Origin of the sequence: Citrobacter arsenatis, assembly GCF_004353845.1 — a bacterium.
GTDB lineage: Bacteria > Pseudomonadota > Gammaproteobacteria > Enterobacterales > Enterobacteriaceae > Citrobacter > Citrobacter arsenatis.
In genome coordinates, this window is the sequence record NZ_CP037864.1 from 5,011,426 (window position 1) to 5,030,599 (window position 19,174).

Annotated in this window: 17 protein-coding genes, 1 tRNA gene and 1 other RNA gene; 11 read left to right on the forward strand and 8 right to left on the reverse strand. The window is 53.4% G+C overall.

The window, feature by feature from the left end:
• Nucleotides 1–361 precede the first annotated feature (361 nt).
• The 5 genes from E1B03_RS25165 to E1B03_RS25185 all read right to left on the reverse strand — a co-directional run bounded on the left by E1B03_RS25165 (nucleotide 362) and on the right by E1B03_RS25185 (nucleotide 4,758).
• Nucleotides 362–494: non-coding RNA, RtT sRNA (locus E1B03_RS25165), on the reverse strand.
• A 34-nt stretch (nucleotides 495–528) separates the two neighbouring features.
• Nucleotides 529–605: transfer RNA gene (locus tag E1B03_RS25170), tRNA-Pro, on the reverse strand.
• Between the two features lie 91 nt (nucleotides 606–696).
• The gene (gene eptB, locus E1B03_RS25175) at nucleotides 697–2,391 is read right to left on the reverse strand and encodes a kdo(2)-lipid A phosphoethanolamine 7''-transferase (protein WP_103769486.1); all 1,695 of its coding nucleotides are present in this window, start codon (nucleotides 2,389–2,391) and stop codon (nucleotides 697–699) included.
• Between the two features lie 211 nt (nucleotides 2,392–2,602).
• On the reverse strand, nucleotides 2,603–3,805 hold the full coding sequence (locus E1B03_RS25180) for an L-lactate MFS transporter (protein WP_103769485.1): 1,203 nt from the start codon (nucleotides 3,803–3,805) through the stop codon (nucleotides 2,603–2,605).
• A 251-nt stretch (nucleotides 3,806–4,056) separates the two neighbouring features.
• A complete protein-coding gene (locus E1B03_RS25185; protein WP_103769484.1) occupies nucleotides 4,057–4,758 on the reverse strand; it encodes an autotransporter outer membrane beta-barrel domain-containing protein in 702 nt (233 codons plus the stop codon).
• A 159-nt stretch (nucleotides 4,759–4,917) separates the two neighbouring features.
• Here E1B03_RS25185 and tag point away from each other — a divergent pair, with 159 nt between their 5' ends.
• Nucleotides 4,918–5,487 (forward strand): DNA-3-methyladenine glycosylase I, encoded by a 570-nt coding sequence (gene tag, locus E1B03_RS25190; RefSeq protein ID WP_003827403.1) that lies wholly within the window; start codon nucleotides 4,918–4,920, stop codon nucleotides 5,485–5,487.
• Nucleotides 5,477–5,917, forward strand: a complete 441-nt coding sequence (locus E1B03_RS25195; protein WP_103769483.1) for an N-acetyltransferase — start codon at nucleotides 5,477–5,479, stop codon at nucleotides 5,915–5,917. Before tag ends, E1B03_RS25195 begins: the two co-directional genes overlap by 11 nt.
• Here the strand turns inward: E1B03_RS25195 and E1B03_RS25200 are convergent.
• Nucleotides 5,886–8,219, reverse strand: a complete 2,334-nt coding sequence (locus E1B03_RS25200) for a molybdopterin guanine dinucleotide-containing S/N-oxide reductase (RefSeq protein WP_133087115.1) — start codon at nucleotides 8,217–8,219, stop codon at nucleotides 5,886–5,888. The genes E1B03_RS25195 and E1B03_RS25200 overlap by 32 nt on opposite strands.
• A gap of 159 nt (nucleotides 8,220–8,378) precedes the next feature.
• Here E1B03_RS25200 and E1B03_RS25205 point away from each other — a divergent pair, with 159 nt between their 5' ends.
• The 6 genes from E1B03_RS25205 (at nucleotide 8,379) to ghrB (ending at nucleotide 14,332) form a co-directional block, all read left to right on the forward strand.
• The gene (locus E1B03_RS25205; RefSeq protein WP_101742802.1) at nucleotides 8,379–9,041 is read left to right on the forward strand and encodes an OmpA family lipoprotein; all 663 of its coding nucleotides are present in this window, start codon (nucleotides 8,379–8,381) and stop codon (nucleotides 9,039–9,041) included.
• Between the two features lie 141 nt (nucleotides 9,042–9,182).
• The gene (locus tag E1B03_RS25210) at nucleotides 9,183–10,199 is read left to right on the forward strand and encodes a LacI family DNA-binding transcriptional regulator (RefSeq protein WP_103769481.1); all 1,017 of its coding nucleotides are present in this window, start codon (nucleotides 9,183–9,185) and stop codon (nucleotides 10,197–10,199) included.
• A gap of 99 nt (nucleotides 10,200–10,298) precedes the next feature.
• Nucleotides 10,299–11,048: a sugar phosphate isomerase/epimerase family protein gene (locus E1B03_RS25215; RefSeq protein ID WP_103769480.1), complete on the forward strand. Its 750-nt coding sequence runs from the start codon at nucleotides 10,299–10,301 to the stop codon at nucleotides 11,046–11,048.
• Between the two features lie 3 nt (nucleotides 11,049–11,051).
• On the forward strand, nucleotides 11,052–11,990 hold the full coding sequence (locus tag E1B03_RS25220) for a sugar kinase (protein WP_133087116.1): 939 nt from the start codon (nucleotides 11,052–11,054) through the stop codon (nucleotides 11,988–11,990).
• A 64-nt stretch (nucleotides 11,991–12,054) separates the two neighbouring features.
• Nucleotides 12,055–13,335, forward strand: coding sequence for an MFS transporter (locus E1B03_RS25225; RefSeq protein WP_003837713.1), 1,281 nt, complete (start codon nucleotides 12,055–12,057; stop codon nucleotides 13,333–13,335).
• 22 nt (nucleotides 13,336–13,357) lie between these two features.
• Entirely contained in the window at nucleotides 13,358–14,332 is a 975-nt protein-coding gene (gene ghrB / locus E1B03_RS25230) for a glyoxylate/hydroxypyruvate reductase GhrB (protein WP_103769477.1), read from the forward strand.
• 58 nt (nucleotides 14,333–14,390) lie between these two features.
• On the opposite strand, the gene E1B03_RS25235 is transcribed toward ghrB, so the two are convergent.
• Nucleotides 14,391–15,101 (reverse strand): DUF3053 domain-containing protein, encoded by a 711-nt coding sequence (locus E1B03_RS25235; RefSeq protein WP_016154915.1) that lies wholly within the window; start codon nucleotides 15,099–15,101, stop codon nucleotides 14,391–14,393.
• A 380-nt stretch (nucleotides 15,102–15,481) separates the two neighbouring features.
• Here E1B03_RS25235 and E1B03_RS25240 point away from each other — a divergent pair, with 380 nt between their 5' ends.
• The 3 genes from E1B03_RS25240 to cueP all read left to right on the forward strand — a co-directional run bounded on the left by E1B03_RS25240 (nucleotide 15,482) and on the right by cueP (nucleotide 16,992).
• Nucleotides 15,482–15,772, forward strand: a complete 291-nt coding sequence (locus E1B03_RS25240; RefSeq protein WP_003024273.1) for an HTH-type transcriptional regulator — start codon at nucleotides 15,482–15,484, stop codon at nucleotides 15,770–15,772.
• 279 nt (nucleotides 15,773–16,051) lie between these two features.
• Nucleotides 16,052–16,264, forward strand: coding sequence for a transcription antiterminator/RNA stability regulator CspE (gene cspE / locus E1B03_RS25245; RefSeq protein ID WP_000014594.1), 213 nt, complete (start codon nucleotides 16,052–16,054; stop codon nucleotides 16,262–16,264).
• 188 nt (nucleotides 16,265–16,452) lie between these two features.
• The gene (gene cueP, locus E1B03_RS25250) at nucleotides 16,453–16,992 is read left to right on the forward strand and encodes a copper-binding periplasmic metallochaperone CueP (RefSeq protein WP_133087117.1); all 540 of its coding nucleotides are present in this window, start codon (nucleotides 16,453–16,455) and stop codon (nucleotides 16,990–16,992) included.
• A gap of 112 nt (nucleotides 16,993–17,104) precedes the next feature.
• Here the strand turns inward: cueP and glyS are convergent, their stop codons facing one another.
• Nucleotides 17,105–19,174, reverse strand: coding sequence for a glycine--tRNA ligase subunit beta (gene glyS, locus E1B03_RS25255; protein ID WP_133087118.1), 2,070 nt, complete (start codon nucleotides 19,172–19,174; stop codon nucleotides 17,105–17,107).

Sequence of the window (19,174 nt, forward strand, 5' to 3'; positions counted from 1 at the left end):
ATGCTGCATATCTGAGCGATTAATACCATGAACGTTAAAACGCACAGCGGAAAATGCCAGGTTCAGCCATAAGTAGCGCAAAAAAAGTTTCAAGCAAATATAAAAAAAGGCAATGGAATATGTCACAGAATCGTTAACAGTCAGTGGGAAGTGGTGCACAATTTTTGCAGATAAAAGGATGGTCAAAGGTGGGGTTGGAATAACGCCATACACGCCGAGATGAAACTGAGTCTGTAGGCCGGATAAGGCGCTTGCGCCGCCATCCGGCAATGCCAAAACCGTGCAATGTTTTGCCTGATGGCGCTTCGCTTATCAGGCCTACAAAGCAAAAAGCCCGCTCAGAGAGCGGGCTTTTCTAAATTGGTCGGTGATAGAGGATTACTCGCCACTGCGTGGCTCGCCCTACGGGCCGTTGCTGACGCAACGTTCTCTCGCTACGCTCGAGTCGAACCTCTTGCCCCCGGAGGTTCTCATCCTCGTGGATTCCGGAAAGCAAAAAGCCCGCTCAGAGAGCGGGCTTTTCTAAATTGGTCGGTGATAGAGGATTCGAACCTCCGACCCCTTCGTCCCGAACGAAGTGCGCTACCAGGCTGCGCCAATCACCGAATGCGGGGCGCATCTTACTGCTCAGCCGCGCCCCCGTCAATCCCTTAGTACCAAAATGCCATTTGATCGCTGAGAAAGTCAGCAGCCCAATTACTGAGCCGTAACCGTCTTCGCATCCGGGATACGGCACCAGTTGTTATTCTCGTTAATACCGCCATTTGGCGAGGTATAACCGAGGCAACCCAAAATGGTGTCGTACAGTTCAACATGACGACGCGGCACCTTCATATCAGCTTCTTGCTTCAGATGTGCAAACGCCTTCGCATGGTCTGGGTCTTCCAGATATTTGTCTGACATCCATACCATCATAGGAACGCGGAACTGCTCAGGCGGGGCCATTTTACGCGGCGTACCGTGCAGGTGCTCGCGCTCGTTAATCGACTCACCGTGATCGGCGGCGTAGAAGACTATCGCTTTCTTATCGCGCAGTTGATCGAAAACTTTGGTAATAAAGTGATCAACATAGGTTACCGAGTTATCAAACGAGTTGATCATCTCGGCCTTCGAACAGCCGCTATCAACATTGACACACTCCGGCTTCCACTGCGCATATTCGCGGGTGTAGCGCTGAGTGTAGTTAAAATGCGAGCCTTTGGTGTGAAGAATAATCAGATGCTTGTCACCATCTTCATTATTCTGCAAAGACTGCTGCATCTCGGTAATCAGCAGCATATCGTCAACGTTTTTGCCACGGTTACGCGGCTCCGCGCCAATCTGCTCACGGTAGGCGATGTTCTCCGCCATGGTATTACTGTAGAACCACATCTCGCTTTGCATCGCGTAGAGGTCTGTTTTGAATCCTAACTGACCGAGCACGGAAAAGACGTTTTGTTCTTTCAGCGTACGCTGCGGGTTTTCTTCCGCCCCACCTTCACGCACAAACATACAGCGCAGCGAAAGTTTGGTTGCCGTATCGCAGGAATAGCCACGGAATGCAGCCAGGTTTTTCTCCTGGGCGAGCCTTGGCGTAGTATTTCGCTCATAGCCAAAAATCCCCATATGATCCCAGCGGGTCGTTTCCCCGATAATAAAGACCACATAGGTGTCGTCGAGATTTTTAGGCGCAACATAGGTAAACTTTTTCGCCGGGTTCATCAGCGATTTGTTGTCTGAAGATTCATCCACCTGTGCCCAGGCGTACAACCCCAGCGCGGAGAGCCAGTTTGACGGCAAATAGGAGTTCGCCACGACCCCGCCATAGCTGGGTAAATCGATGCCGGTTTCACGTTCAACGCTTCTCTGTTGCATGCTTAGCAGGCGAATCGGCGCCCATACCAGCAGGCCAGCTAACAATACGACCGACACGCTACGCCATCTCATACCCGGCGTACGAATCTGTCTCATCAGGGTATAGCGGCAGCGGTTACTCCAAATCAGCACCAACGGAATAATACTGACCGAAACCAGCCACACGATGAAATGCCAGCCGACAACTTCTTTCGATAAATCAATATCGGTGGTCATTACGGACGCGATAATACCGTAGCCAATTACCACATTCAGGAAGGTCATGTAATAACTGGCACCCGCAGAACACAGCACGACAAAGGTTGCCAGGACACGCCAGGCGCGCCGACCAAATAAAGAGAGAAGCCGTAATAAAAAGAAGGTCACCAGCACAGTGCCAGCTAATTCAACAACCGCAGAGAGTCCTTTCCAGACGGTAAACTCGTGTGCATATCCGCTAAACCGACGGAAAAATACAGCACAGTTCATAAACAAACCGATATAGATTGCCAGCAAGAAACTGAGTTTCTGCTGCGTCATCGACTTAATGTATCTCATGCAAACAAACCCTGGGGATCGGGATAAAAACACCCTGTGAAGAGGCCAATCAGGCCTAACAGGGGAAAAATGCGACAACAGCAGAGGTGAAATGTCTACGGGCGCGGGTAAGTAGACCACAGGAGGGGGCAAAAGTGCTTATAGAGAATGCAAATGGCGCATATATTTTTGTAAATATATGCGCCAGGTATTAATCATACTACTAATAGATTCAGGCGTGCGCCTCGGTGTAGACGCTACGTTGTGGCTGGCGAATAGTGGTAGAAAGCGCCAGCGAAATGATTAACAGCGCAAAGATAACGCAGAAGGTCACATAGAACCCGCCAAACAACGAAGCGATAATGGAGCCGCAGATACTGCCGATACCGAAGCCCAGGTAGATAACGCCGTAGTTTTTAGCCAGGTTATTCAGACCAAAGAATTCACTGACCAGGGACGGGAACACGGTAATGGTGCCGCCAAAGTTAAATGCGACACAGGCAATTGCCATAAAGAAGGTGACGTCATTTAGCGGCGCGAACAGCAGTGCAGCCATACCCACCAGCGAAACGACCTGGCCAATAGTGATAACGCGAATACGGGAGATTTTATCGGATAGAATCCCCAGCACCAGACGGCCAGACAGGTTCGCGATAGAAATAACGGTAACCGCATTCGCCGCCGTTGCCACATCCATATGTGCCAGACTTTGTGCGATATCTTTCGCTACGCCAATCACATACAGGCCGCTCATACACGCCGTCAGGAACATGACTGCCAGCATCCAGTACTGCGGTTTACGCATGGACTGCGCCAGGGTGTAGTCGTTCTCGACCACGCCATTTTTCGCCTTCACTTCCTGATTCGGCGCATCTTTCATCAGCGTGGAACCAAAGACGATCATCACCAGCACAATCGCGCCCCAGATCATGAAGGTTTTTTCCAGACCCACGGTGCTCAGCAGTTGGCTGTCGATAAATTTAAAACCGAGGCTGCCAAGGCCATAAGAACCGATGGCAAAGGCGGAGATCAGCCCTTTACGCTCAGGGAACCATTTTACGCAGTTGGAAAGCGTTAACAGGTAGCCTGCGCCATCCGCCAGACCCACCAGCACACCGGCGCTTAGCCACAGCATGATCAAGCTGTCGGAGTGAGCGGTTAAGAAGAAGCCGACACCCAGTAAAATACCGGAGGCCATGGTGACGCGTTTCACGCCAAAACGTTCCTGCAGCTTCCCGGCAATGGAAGAAGAAATCGCCAGCCCGAGGCTCAGCAAACCAAATGAAAATGCAACCTGACTCACCGGCGCATCAAGTTTAGAAGAGAGCGCACCGTTAAACAGACTCCAGGTATAAACAGAACCTAAAGCAAATTGGGTAATAATGGTGCCGATCAGTGTTAGCCAGCGGGTACGCTGATAATCAGAAGTTTTCATGGCAGTCTTCCTGCATAAACAAAATGGGAAATTCTCTGCCAACAACCATACCGAAGCGCTTTTATGACCAGGAGAAAACGGCATGAAATGCCGCCAGGACGGAATGAAATGCCTGGATTGCGGAATGAATGACGAGACAAAAAGTCGGGTTACTGAATTTTATCGCATGAGTTAGTACACGCTATCACTGAGGCGCGTGTGATTGTTGATCTCAATATGTAAAAGAGATGTTTTACTGATGCTTTTTTTCGTTAAAATTTGGCGCTCACACCCATGGTGTACATATAGTCGCTGTTGTTGGTGCTATTTTCCGCCTGCGAGAGCGCCGCATAAGCCGCCATATGCGGGTTCAACAGCATATCCGCGCCGACGGTAACATCCAGCCAGTTACCGTCCTGCCCCACCGCCGTCATGCGGCTGAGGCCCGACTGCGCTTTCCAGATATTCTCGCCAAACTGCTGGTTATAGCTGATTTGCGCCCACGGTCGCACATCACCGAACTGCGAATTGACTCGCCAGCCCAGCGTGCTAACGCTGGCATGCCACAGCGGATCGTTCTGCGCTACCGACGTCGCGCTATCGCCAAATTCGTTATAAGTAGACGTGGTTGAACCGTCATAATGCAGCGCGGCAACCGGACCGGTTGTCACCTGCCTTGAAAGCGGGAAGTTCCAGCCCAGACTCATGCCGCTGGTCGCATCCATAGGCGTCTGATCCTCCAGATTCACCACGGGCCCCGCCACATTTTGAGTGGAGCGAATGCGTTCTTCCAGAATGTCGTTATAACGTGGTTGGTGATCGCTGTCCCATGTATAGCGTTCAGCCGTATGCCCTGACATCGCATCAACGATATATTCTTGTTGCCAGCCATATGCTGTATTGATGGACAGCGCACAAACTATGACGCTCGCCAGAGTTAACCTTTGGCGACCACTACTGTTTCTTATAATCATCAACGCGACTCCAGAAAAGAGCCGAATTCGGCGATATTATTGTCATTGTGTGAAGGATATCGGGCCCATCAGGCCCTGTATTAAATATTGTCTTTTTAGCTGGCGCGTCAAGGCGGGCCGAATGAAATTTTTACGCCAGTAAAAACAGCGAGGAAGAATATGCAGCGTTGCGGATGGGTCAGCCAAGACCCACTTTACATTGCCTACCACGACAAGGAATGGGGCGTCCCCGAAACCGATGGCAATAAGCTGTTCGAAATGATCTGCCTGGAAGGCCAGCAGGCCGGATTATCGTGGATTACCGTGCTGAAGAAACGGGAAAATTATCGCCACGCCTTCCACCATTTTGACCCGGAAAAAGTGGCGGCTATGACTGAAGAGGATGTTGAAAGGTTGGTACTGGATGCAGGCATTATTCGCCATCGCGGAAAAATTCAGGCCATTATCGGCAATGCTCGCGCCTTTTTGACCATGGCACAAAACGGAGAATCGTTTAGCGAGTTCGTCTGGTCATTTGTTGATAACCAACCGCAAGTAACCCGCGCCGCCAACCTGAGCGATATCCCCACCTCAACGCCTGCATCAGACGCGCTGTCTAAGGCGTTAAAAAAACGCGGATTTAAGTTTGTCGGCACCACCATTTGTTACTCCTTTATGCAGGCGTGCGGCCTGGTCAACGATCATGTCACCAGCTGCATCTGTTACCCAGGAGAGCAACATGATTCGTGAATCAAAGGCTGACGATCTACCGGCGATTCTGGCGCTGTGGATGGAAAGCACAATCCATGCCCATCCGTTTATCGAAGAGCGCTACTGGCGCGAAAGTGAATCTATCGTGCGTGATGTTTACCTGCCAGCCGCGCAAACCTGGGTGTGGGAAGAAGAAGGCAAGCTCAAAGGCTTTGCCAGCGTTATTGACGACCGCTTTCTCGGCGCGCTGTTTGTCGCGCCTGCTGCCATCAGAAGCGGGATCGGCAAAGCGCTGGTGCAGCATGTGCAGCAGCGCTTTTCGCTACTCAGCCTGGAGGTCTACCAGAAGAATCAATCGGCGGTGAACTTCTACCATGCGCTGGGTTTTCGCATTGAAGACGGCGCATGGCAAGAAGAGACTCACCATCCCACGTGGATTATGGGCTGGCAGGCGGATCAAACGCCGTAAGCGTCAACTTCGGTCCGCTGTATTTTTCGAGCCACGCCAGCGCAGTATTGCCCGCGCAACCATTCCCCAGCTTCGAGCTGGGGAGATCTTTGGTCAGCACGTTGACGGCACCGTTTTTACAAATACCGTTAGCAGCGAGATCCAAATCAGGCCAGGCACCTTCATGAATACAAATGACGCCAGGTTTGATTCCTGTCGTCACGACTGCGCCCGCCAGAACTTGTCCTCGCTGATTCCACACCCTGACCGTGTCGCCATCCACAATGCCGCGCGCATGGGCGTCTTGCGGATGAATCGTGACCGGCTCGCGGTCCGCTACCGCATACTGCTCGCGCAACGCGCTGTAGTTAAGCTGGCTGTGCAAACGGTGCGCCGGATGAGCAGACAGCAGTTGTAACTGTTCCGGCTCGGCGTTACCGAACCACTCATCTGGCTCCAGCCACATCGGGTGTCCCGCACAATCCGCGTAGCCGTAACCGGCAATCCTCGCACAGTAGATTTCAATTTTACCGCTGTCCGTTTTCAGCGGATGCGCCTGCGGATCACGGCGAAAATCCGCGAAGCGGATAAACTGCGCGCTTGCGGCGTTTTCCGGCATTTCGATCAGGGCGTTGCGCTGCCAAAACTCGGCGAAAGGCGGCAACGTCACCTGTTGACTGGCCCCACGTTGCCCGGCAATTTTGTAAAAAGTCTCCAGCCACCCCAGTTCACTTTTGCCTTCGGTGAACCGTTCATATCCGCCCTTTTCCCAGCGTTCACTCAGCTCAGCAAAGACATCAAAATCATTTCGCGCTTCGTCCTGCGGCGGCACAACCTGCTTCATCGGCACCAGATGCTGGTTGCTGTAGTCGCCGGTCATGGTCAAATCATTACGCTCAAACGACGTCGTCGCCGGCAGCACGATATCGGCATGCTTCGCTGCGGCGGTCCAGTAACATTCTGAGATAACCACCAGCTCCGGTTTCTGCCAGGCGCGAATTAAACGGTTGGTGTCCTGGTGATGGGTGAAGTTAGCGCCGCCCGCCCACCACAACATGCGGATGTCAGGGAAATGGCGGTCCATTCCGTTGTGCTGGTAAAAGCCCCCGGGGTTCTCCAGCGCTTCGACAATCCGCGCCACCGGGATTTTATCCACCGCGTCGGTACCACCTTTAACGCTGCCCTGCATTGAAGCCAGCACCGCAGCCCGGCGCGTTGGATTACCACCGTTGGCAAAATGGTACGACAGCCCAAAGCCACCGCCAGGCGTGCCGATTTGCCCGAGCATGGCGGCCAGGATGACGATCATCCAGTGCTTCTGCTCGCCATACTGCTGGCGCTGCATCCCCCATCCCGCCATCAGCATGGTGGTATTTTGGTGAAATATCGCCGCCAGTTCACGTATTTTCGCCGCCGGAATCCCACAAATGTCGGATGCCCATTCTGCCGTTTTTGCAACATCGTCAGATTTACCCAGCAGATAGTCGGCAAAACGGTCATAGCCGGTCGTGCACCGGGCGAGAAATTCCTCGTCATGCCAGCCGTTTTCCACCAGCGTATACGCGATACCCAGCATCAGCGCTACGTCGGTCCCCATATGCGGGGCGATCCATTCCATCTTATCGCCAAAGAAATCGACGCTTTCCGATCGCATCGGATCGATACAGATCAACCGTTTCCCGCTGTCACGCAATGCCTCAAAGTAAGCAAGGCCCTGCTCGTCGGAAGCGTTCCAGGCAATCTTCAGGGTATTCAGCGGATTGGCGCTCCATAACACCACCACATCGCTGTGCTCCAGCACGACAGGCCAGCTGGTCTGTTGCTGGTAAACTTCGTTACCGCCCACCACGTAAGGCATGATGGCCTGTGCAGCCCCCGTCGAGTAATCCCCCAGATGCCCGGTATAACCACCCGCCAGCGCCATATAACGCTGTAACAGGGTCGAGGCTTTGTGTAACACGCCGTTGGAGCGCCAGCCGTAGGAACCAGCAAAAATCGAGGCCGGGCCGAAGCTGTCGCGGATGCGTTTATGCTGCGTATGGATAAGCGTCAGCGCGTCATCCCAACTGACGCGAACAAACTCATCCTGCCCGCGCACGCCCTGTGGGCTTTCCGGCGAAGCGAGGAAACCTCTACGAACCATCGGAAAACGTACCCGCGTTTTACTGTGTACCTGGTCACGCACCACGGTTTGCAAAGAGTTGGGATGAGCGGTGGGCAACGCGCCGCGGGAGGAGAAAACGGTCTCGCCATCGGTTTCGACGAGAATAGGTCCCCAGTGGGCAGCGGTTAACACCGAGTAATGTGCGGGTGAATTAGCCAAGATGGCGCTCCTGAATGCGATGTGGCGGCTTATTTATTCTGCCGTTCAATGTTACTTACAAATTTCAGAGTCTTCCCTGGAATTTTCTTCATGTTCACACGTCATAATCAACCGCCACCGTCGCTGTGGCAAAGAAGAATAAGTCATTAAGGAATTGAGATGAAGAAACGTGTTTTTGTTATTGCTGCCATCGTGAGCGGCGCCCTGGCGGTTTCTGGCTGCACAACAAACCCTTATACCGGCGAACGCGAAGCGGGTAAATCCGGCATTGGCGCGGGTATTGGCTCTCTGGTCGGTGCGGGCATTGGCGCACTCTCTTCTTCGAAGAAAGATCGCGGCAAGGGCGCACTGATTGGCGCAGCGGCTGGCGCGGCCGTTGGCGGCGGTATCGGCTATTACATGGACGTCCAGGAAGCGAAACTGCGCGAAAAAATGCAGGGAACCGGCGTCAGCGTGACGCGTAGTGGCGATAACATCATTCTGAACATGCCAAACAACGTCACCTTTGACAGCAGTAGCGCTAACCTGAAACCTGCCGGGGCTAACACCCTGACCGGCGTGGCCATGGTCCTGAAAGAGTACAATAAAACCGCGGTTAACGTGCTGGGCTTCACCGACAGCACCGGCAGCCAGGATCTGAATATGCGTCTGTCGCAGCAGCGCGCGGACTCCGTCGCCAGCGCCTTGATCACTCAAGGGGTCGCCGCTAACCGTATCCGTACTCAGGGTATGGGCCCGGCGAATCCAATCGCCAGCAACAGCACGGCAGAAGGTAAAGCGCAGAACCGTCGCGTAGAGATTACGTTGAGTCCTGTGCAGTAATCGTTGAGCCCGGTGGCGGCTTCGCCTTACCGGGCCTACGTTCGACATGTAGGCCCGGTAAGCGCTGCGCCACCGGGCAAATTACTTGCTTCGTCAGATTTTCCCGCTAAGGTATTCTCACCAAATTCAGGGAAATCAGCGATGAGCAAATCAACACGGGCAACCATCAGCGATGTGGCAAAGGCCGCAAAAACCGGCAAGACCAGCATTTCACGCTACCTCAACGGTGAAAAGCACCTGCTTTCCGACGCGCTGCTGGCCCGCATTGAACAAGCCATTGCCGATCTCGACTACCGACCCAGCCTGATGGCCCGTGGCCTGAAACACGGTCGCACCCGCCTGATTGGCCTGATCATCGCCGATATTACCAACCCCTACTCCGTCAACGTGCTCAGCGGAATTGAAGCCGCCTGTCGTGATAAGGGCTTTACCCCGCTTGTTTGTAACACCAACAACGAAGTGGATCAGGAGTTGCACTATCTTGACCTGCTGCGCAGTTACCAGGTTGAAGGGATTGTGGTCAACGCCGTTGGGATGCGCGAAGAGGGGTTGAACCGCTTGCAGCAGTCTGCGCTGCCGATGGTGTTGATTGACCGTAAAATCCCCGATTTCGCCTGTGATATGGTCGGGCTGGATAACACCCAGGCGGCAACGGTTGCCACTGAGCATCTGGTCGAGCAAGGTTTTGAAGCCATCCTGTTCCTCAGCGAACCAATCGGCATGGTGAATACCCGCCGCGAACGCCTGAGCGCTTTTCGCGCTACGCTCGCACAGTCCCCCGGCGTTATCGCGCAAAATGCCGAAGTCCCGCTAACCGACAACACGCAACTGGATGACACGCTGCGCCAGTTTCACCAGCAGCATCGGGGAATGCGCAAAGCCGTTATCTCTGCCAACGGTGCCCTCACGCTGCAAGTTGCCCGCGCCCTGAAGCGCATTGGCCTTAACTGGGGCAGCGATATCGGCCTGCTCGGTTTTGACGAACTGGAATGGGCAGAGCTGGCGGGCGTAGGTATTACCACATTGAAACAACCCACCTGGCAAATTGGCTACACTGCCGTTGAGCAGGTTGTAAGCCGAATTGATGGCGGCTCTGCTGCCATTCAGGAGCAGGTCTTCTCCGGCGAGCTGATCGTGCGCGGCTCTACCGCCCGTTAAATTACCTTCGTGATGGTGATCATAAATTCGACATCATAGGCTTTTCTTTGGAACCGGTTCCATCTAGCGTTATAACAAGAACGCTAGTCTGGAGTTTCCATGAAAAGAAAAATTATGGTGGTCACCGCCGCTTACGGCCACGACCAGGTGCGGGCCGCAGGCGGGCAAACGGCAATATTGCCCATCATTGCCGAAGCCGGTGCTGACGGCGTCGAAATCCGCCGCGAGTTATTAACCGACGCCGAGCTGAAAACGCTCTCTACGATGGCCTCGGCGATCGAAATCTTCGGCCTGCTGGCCTGTTACTCAGCGCCTGAGCCATTGTTCCTTGCGGACGGTAACCTCAATCCCCAACTTCCCGCGCGACTTGAAGAAGCGCAGGCCCTGCAGGCGCTGTGGTTAAAAGTCTCCCTCGGCCATTTTTCCCATACCGAACAGTTCGACGTTTTACGCGAATGGCTGGACAACAGCGGAATGGAGTTGGTTGTTGAAAACGATCAGACCGCCTGCGGACGCCTGCAGCCGATGCAGCGCTTTAACGAAGCCTGTCAGATGCAAAACCTGCCGATATCTTTAACCTTCGATATGGGCAACTGGCTGTGGGTAGGCGACTCCCCGGAAGACGCGGCGCAGAACCTGGCGTCAAGCGTTGGGTATATCCATGTTAAAGCCGCCGTTGCCCATCGCGACAGCTACCGCGCCGTACCACCAGATGCAGCAGACTCGCGCTGGCTGGCGCTGCTCAAAACGCTACCCAACGATGTCCCGCGCGGTATTGAGTTCCCCCTGGAAGGGCAGGATTTGACGGCGGTTACCCGCCACTACGTCGAGCTGTTACGCGAGGAGTAACGCATGAAAAATTCACTGGATGTGGTCACTATTGGTGAAGCGATGGCGATGTTTGTCGCCACGCAAACTGGCGAACTGGCGGATGTAGAGCAGTTTATCAAGCGCGTTGCAGGCGCGGAGCTTAACGTGGCGACCGGTCTTGCCCGTCTGGGCCTGAAGGTCGGTTGGGTGAGCCGCGTAGGCAACGACAGTTTTGGCCGTTTTATCGTTAAGTCGCTGGAAAAAGAAGGGATAGATGCGCAGGGAGTCACCCGGGACGGGCGTTACGCTACCGGCTTTCAGCTTAAATCTAAGGTCGAAAATGGAACCGATCCCATTGTGGAATATTTCCGCAAAGGTTCAGCTGCCAGCCACCTCAGCGTTGAAGATTACCATGAGGACTATTTTGCAAGCGCGCGTCACCTGCACCTGAGCGGCGTAGCAGCAGCGCTTTCCGCCAGCTCCTATGAACTATTGGCGCATACCGCCCGCACGCTGAAAGCCCAGGGGAAGACCATCTCGTTCGACCCAAATTTGCGCCCGGTGCTGTGGAAAAGCGAAACCGAAATGGTGGAAAAACTGAACCGGCTGGCATTTCAGGCTGACTGGGTTTTACCCGGGTTAAAAGAGGGCATGATTTTAACCGGCCAGCAGACGCCTGAAGCCATCGCCGACTTTTATCTGCGCCATGGGGTGAAGGCTGTGATCGTCAAAACCGGGGCTGATGGCGCCTGGTACAAAACCGCCAGCGGCGAACAAGGCTGCGTTGTGCCGGTAAAAGTCGACAACGTGGTCGATACGGTCGGCGCAGGGGATGGCTTTGCCGTGGGCGTTATCAGCGCCCTGCTGGAGGGCCGCTCGCTGCATCAGGCGGTGACCCGTGGCAATAAGATTGGCGCACTGGCCATTCAGGTTCAGGGCGACAGCGAAGGATTACCCACACGTGAACAATTAGGGGAATAAATTCCCGGCCAACTCTGTACCCTACATACAGAGGCGGCGTAACAGCATAACCAGAGGGCAGTCTATGAATAGCTCAACTAATGCAGCAAAACGCTGGTGGTACATCATGCCAATCGTGTTTATCACGTATAGCCTGGCGTACCTTGACCGTGCAAACTTCAGCTTCGCCTCCGCCGCCGGTATCAACGAGGACCTCGGCATTACCAAAGGGATCTCTTCCCTGCTGGGCGCGCTGTTTTTCCTCGGTTATTTCTTCTTTCAGATCCCAGGCGCAATTTACGCCGAACGCCGCAGCGTACGAAAACTGATTTTTGTCTGTCTGATCCTCTGGGGCGCATGCGCGTCGCTAACCGGTATGGTCAGCAATATTCCAATGCTTGCTGCCATCCGCTTTATTCTTGGTGTCGTTGAAGCCGCCGTGATGCCTGCAATGCTGATTTATATCAGCAACTGGTTTACGAAATCCGAGCGCTCGCGCGCTAACACCTTCCTGATCCTCGGTAATCCGGTTACCGTCCTGTGGATGTCCGTGGTTTCCGGGTATCTGATCCAGGCGCTGGGCTGGCGGGAAATGTTTATCATCGAGGGTTTCCCGGCCATCATCTGGGCGTTCTGCTGGTGGGTACTGGTAAAAGACAAACCTTCTCAGGTCGGCTGGCTGTCAGAATCTGAAAAAGCAGCCCTTCAGGCACAACTGGAAAAAGAGCAGCAAGGTATCAAAGCCGTACGTAACTACAGCGAGGCCTTCCGCTCACGTAACGTCATCCTGCTGTGCATGCAGTATTTCACCTGGAGTATTGGCGTCTATGGTTTTGTCCTGTGGCTGCCGTCAATTATCCGCAACGGCGGTGCAAATCTGGGGATGGTAGAGGTTGGCTGGTTGTCATCTGTACCTTATCTGGCGGCGACGGCGGCGATGATCCTCGTCTCCTGGGCGTCCGATAAGCTGCAAAATCGTAAGCTGTTTGTCTGGCCACTGTTATTAATAGCCGCTTTCGCTTTTATCGGCTCCTGGGCCGTGGGCGCAGACCACTTCTGGATTTCTTACACGCTGTTGGTTATCGCGGGTGCGGCAATGTACGCCCCCTATGGCCCCTTCTTCGCCATCATCCCGGAAATGCTGCCGCGCAACGTCGCCGGTGGAGCCATGGCGCTGATTAACAGTATGGGCGCGCTCGGCTCATTCTTTGGTTCATGGTTTGTCGGCTACCTCAATGGTGCAACCGGCAGCCCGTCCGCCTCGTACATTTTTATGGGGGTAGCGCTTTTTGTCTCAGTGTGGCTAACTTTGATCGTTAAGCCTGCTAATAATCAACAGCTACCTATTGGCGCACGCCACGCTTAAATTTTAACTTACGGAGATTCGCATGAAGCCGTCCATTATTCTCTATAAAGCGTTACCTGACGATTTACTTCATCGCCTGGAAGAGCATTTTACTGTGACTCAGGTGCCTAACCTGCGCCCGGAAACGGTCGCACAGCATGCCGACGCTTTTGCCAATGCAGAAGGTCTGTTGGGCTCCAGTGAAGCCGTCAATACCGCTCTGCTGGAGAAAATGCCCAGGCTGCGTGCGACATCCACGATTTCCGTAGGCTATGACAACTTCGATGTCGACGCCCTCAACGCGCGTAAGGTGCTGCTGATGCACACGCCAACCGTGCTGACGGAAACCGTCGCCGATACGGTGATGGCGCTGGTGTTAAGCACTGCTCGCCGCGTGGTAGAAGTCGCTGAACGGGTTAAAGTTGGCGAATGGACCAAAAGTATCGGGCCGGACTGGTTTGGTACCGATGTGCACCACAAAACGCTGGGGATTGTTGGCATGGGCCGCATTGGGCTGGCGCTCGCGCAACGCGCGCATTTCGGCTTTAGCATGCCAATTCTTTATAACGCGCGCCGTCATCATCAGGAAGCAGAAGAACGCTTCAATGCACGTTACTGCGATCTCGATACGCTGCTGCAGGAGTCCGATTTTGTCTGCCTGATCCTGCCGTTAACCGACGAAACGCATCATCTGTTTAGTACCGAACAGTTTGCCAAAATGAAGTCTTCCGCCATTTTCATTAACGCCGGACGTGGGCCAGTGGTTGATGAAAAAGCGCTGATTGCCGCCCTACAAAACGGGGAAATTCATGCCGCAGGCCTGGATGTGTTTGAGCAGGAGCCGTTACCGGCAGACTCACCGCTGCTGTCGCTGCCAAACGTGGTTGCCGTGCCACACATTGGTTCTGCCACGCATGAAACGCGCTATAACATGGCGGCCTGTGCTGTGGATAATTTAATCGATGCGCTGCAAGGACACCTTGAGAAGAACTGCGTGAATCCGCAGGTCGCGCCATAAACAAAAGGCCGGGTAACGCTTACGCTCACCCGGCCTTTTATGTATTACAGCGTCTTAATTACTGAGCAGCATTCACCGCGGCAGTCCAGGCCTGATTAAATGCCTGATGCTGAGAAGCCAACGGGCCAATCAGCGTGTTGTACTGACTTGCCTGCTGTGACGTTGGGAACTGGATACCGTTGGCGACAAAGCTCACCTGTGTATCCTGCTGCGCGACAAAATCACCGACCTGCACTAACTGCTGCGTGAAGATTTGCGCGGCAGGGATCAGCGGCTGTAACGCCTCTGAAGGTACAGTGACGACTTTGTTGTAGACCTGGTCAAAGACCGGCTTCAGATCCTCGCCCTGCTTCAGCGCGCCATGCGCAGCATCCGCCTGCAATTTCGCATTCTGCAACTGCTGCCCTAACACACCCAGCGCACCATTTGCCTGACGCAGCGGTTCACGCTGAGTCACATAATCCTGAGGAACACGAATCGCGTTTACGCTATCAACCACCGGGCGCAGACCGGAGTCCATCGCCTGATTAACCTGCTGTGAATAGCCATAAAGAATCGCGTAATCGGACACAAACGGGCCAAACTGTTTTTTCTGATCGGCGGTCAGCGTTGGTAAACGCTCGCCGCTACGCATTGCAGTATTCTGCAGAAAATCGATAAACGCTTTGCGTTGATCGCCTTCTTTATCAAAACACCCACTCAGGCCAACTACCATTAAGAGCGCCAAAACAGGCGCAAACCAGCGAGAGCAGGACTTACCTGTCGCCATTTTAATACTCCTTTCACCCAAAAATGCGCACAACGACACCCGCGTGCCTGACGTTGACAAGGATAGTCCAGGTCAGCCCCGCAAGATACCCTTTCCGCGTAATCTTGTGGGGGAAAATAACCGCTCCCACCCCCCTTCGTTTTGCTAAACAATGCTGCATTTGCCACACGGCGTCATATTTTAGTCATCTTTACAATTGGAATCGATCGTTCGCAGATCCCGACCTTTATCAGTTCGTTAGCCTGCAAAAGATTGTCTCCCGCGATCCGCTGAAACGAATCCATCACGCAAAGCTTAAATCCGGCTTCATTTTTTCCGACTACTCTTAATGAGCTTCGATGAAATTCACGATCCCGCTGTGTGATTTGTAGGAGTTCTCAATGGAATACAAAGATCCTATGTTTGAACTGCTGAGCAGTCTGGAGCAGATTGTTTTTAAAGATGTATCGCAGACGGTCACTCTGACGCAAAAAACCAACCCTTTCACCGAATTTGAACAGCTACGACGAGGGACAGGTTTAAAAACAGACGATTTTGCCCGAGTGATGGGCGTGACGGTTGCGATGGTTCATGAATGGGAGTCTAAACGCGTAAAGCCTTCCACTACCGAATTGAAGTTAATGCGCCTGATTCAGGCAGATCCAAGATTAAGTAAGCAATTGATGGATTGAACTATTTTTTAATTTTAGTTAAGAACGGTCCGGTAAAAGGACCGTTCCTTTACGAAGGTTATCCACAAAAAAGAAAATAGTAGTTGCATCCACATGCGTAAAATGAGTTAATGCCCTCAACGGTTTGACGTACAGACCATTACAGCAGTTAGTAAGGCAAGTCCCTTCAAGAGTTATCGTTGATACCCTTCGTAGTGAGCATTTCCTTTACTGTTAAAAAATCTGTAAAGCACGCCATATCGCCGAAAGGCACACTTATTTTTTAAAAGGTAATACACTATGTCCGGTAAAATGACTGGTATCGTAAAATGGTTCAACGCTGATAAAGGTTTCGGCTTCATCACTCCTGACGATGGCTCTAAAGACGTGTTCGTACACTTCTCTGCTATCCAGAACGATGGCTACAAATCTCTGGACGAAGGTCAGAAAGTTTCCTTCACCATCGAAAGCGGCGCTAAAGGCCCGGCAGCTGGCAACGTAACCAGCCTGTAAGCTTAAAAAGCTCAAAATTCTGAATCCCTGCCAAACGGCGGGGATTTTTTTTATCTGTACTTCTTCAAGACTCCCCACCTAAATGCGTCTTTGCATTACTTTACCCGTCATCCCTTTGACCTTTCCCTAAGGGCAAGCTTTATAGTGAGCCAGTCTATATTCCACAACATTCACAAGGAATTGAAGCTATGTCGAAATCCTCACTGCTGCTGGTTTTAGGTTTGCTCACAACCGGTAGCGCGTTCGCGGCAACCCCGCAGGCTACATTTTTGGCGGAACACGGACTCAGCGGTAAATCCGTTGAGCAAATCGTCGAGTCAATTGACCAGTCTCCGCAGAGCCGTCCGCTGCCGTACTCAGCATCCATCACCAGTACCGAACTAAAGCTCTCTTCAGGCGATCAGCTTTATACTCTGCCGCTCGGTGACAAATTCTATCTGTCATTTGCTCCTTATGAGTGGCAAACACATCCTTGCTTTAACCACAGCCTTTCTGGCTGCCAGGGCGAAATGCCGGAGAAGACTTTTAATGTCAAAGTAACGGATAACAAGGGTGATGTAGTGGTACAAAAAGAGATGAAGAGCGGTCGAAATGGCTTCGTCGGGGTATGGCTACCGCGCAATATGGCAGGCACCATCGCAGTAAGCTACAACGGTAAAACGGCGGAGTATCCTATTAAGACGATGGAAGACAGCCAGACCTGTCTGACAAAATTGCAGTTGCGCTAATAACATAAAAAATGCCGGATGGCGGCTTCGCCTTATCCGGCCTACGAGAGAAACACAAGTAGGCCGGATAAGCATTGCGCCATCCGGCATTTTCTCAGTCAGCTCAGGGCCGTTACTGCAGCAGCGAAATATCCGCCACGCGCAGGAACAGCTCGCGCAGTTTTTCGAGCATAGACAAGCGGTTAATACGCAGATCTTTATCTTCCACGTTAACCATTACTTTCTCAAAGAACGCATCAACCGGTTCACGCAGTGCCGACAGTTCAACCAGCGCTTCCTGGTAATGACCGGCTGCAAAGACGGGCTCCAGCTTATCGCGCAGCACCACAACCTGCATCGCCAGCGCAATTTCTTCCGGCTCTTTCAGCGTTGCCGCATTCACGCGGTCATTCAGCGTCTCTTCAGACTTAGCCAGGATGTTCGATACACGCTTGTTCGCGGCAGCCAGCGCGGACGCGGCTTCCAGCGTACGGAAGTGCGAAACCGCCTTCATTCGTGCGTCAAAATCGGCCGGACGAGTCGGACGACGCGCCAGTACTGCCTGAATGGTATCGACGGTGTAACCTTCGTCCTGATACCAGGCGCGGAAGCGACCGAGCATAAAGTCGATAACATCATCCACCACGTTGGCGTTAGTCAGCTTGTCGCCATACAGACGAACCGCTTCCTCGGTCAACGTTTGCAGATCCAGGTTCAGGTTCTTCTCAACGATGATACGCAGTACGCCCAGTGCGGCACGACGCAGCGCAAACGGGTCTTTGTCACCTTTCGGATGCTGACCAATACCGAAGATACCCGCCAGAGTATCCATCTTATCGGCAATCGCCACGGCACAGGCAACCGGGTTAGACGGCAGGTCATCACCGGCAAAACGCGGCTGATACTGCTCGTTCAGCGCCACAGCCACATCTTCCGCTTCGCCATCGTGACGCGCGTAGTGCATGCCCATCACGCCCTGGGTGTCGGTGAACTCGAAGACCATGTTGGTCATCAGATCACACTTGGACAGCAGGCCAGCACGCGTTGCGTGGTTAACGTCAGCGCCAATCTGCCCCGCGATCCAGCCCGCCAGCGCCTGGATACGATCGGTCTTGTCGCGCAGCGTACCCAGTTGCTGTTGGAACAGCACGGTTTGCAGACGCGGCAGATGGTCTTCCAGACGTTTTTTACGGTCGGTATTGAAGAAGAACTCGGCATCCGCCAGACGCGGACGAACCACCTTCTCGTTACCGGAGATAATCTGGCTCGGATCTTTCGATTCGATGTTGGCAACGAAGATAAAGTTCGGCAGCAGTTTGCCGTCGTTCGCGTATACCGGGAAGTACTTCTGGTCACCTTTCATGGTGTGTACCAGCGCTTCAGACGGAACAGCGAGGAATTTCTCTTCGAACTTCGCGGTCAGCACTACCGGCCATTCCACCAGTGAGGTGACTTCTTCGAGCAGGCTTTCGCTCAGGTCAGCGTTACCGCCAATCTTACGCGCCGCTTCTTCAGCATCGGCTTTGATTTTCGCTTTACGCTCAGCGTAATCCGCAATCACTTTGCCGCGCTCACGCAGGATTTCTGGGTACTGATCGGCAGAATCGATGGTGAATTCTGGTTCGCCCATAAAGCGATGCCCACGGATCACGCGATCGGACTGAATCCCTAAAATTGTTGCCGGAATGACTTTGTCGCCCAGCAGCAGGGTCACGGTGTGAACCGGACGCACGAAGTGAACGTCAGACGCGCCCCAGCGCATCAGTTTCGGGATCGGCAGCTTCGCCAGTGAGGTGGCGATCATATTCGGCAGCAGTGCTTCAGCGCTTTCGCCTTTCACATGCGCACGATACAGCAGCCACTCGCCTTTATCGGTGGTCAGACGCTCAGCCTGGTCAACCGTAATGCCGCAGCCACGCGCCCAACCTTCTGCCGCTTTGCTCGGTTTGCCTTCGGCGTCAAACGCCTGGGCAATGGCCGGGCCGCGTTTTTCAACTTCACAGTCAGGTTGCGCTTGCGCCAGATTCGCGACTTTCAGCGCCAGACGACGCGGCGCGGCGAACCACTCAACGTTGCCGTGCGCGATACCGGCGTTATCCAGCTCCGCGGTAAAGTTCGCAGCAAAGGACTCAGCCAGGCTGCGCAGTGCTTTTGGTGGCAGCTCTTCAGTGCCGATTTCCACCAGAAAAGTTTTCTCAGACAT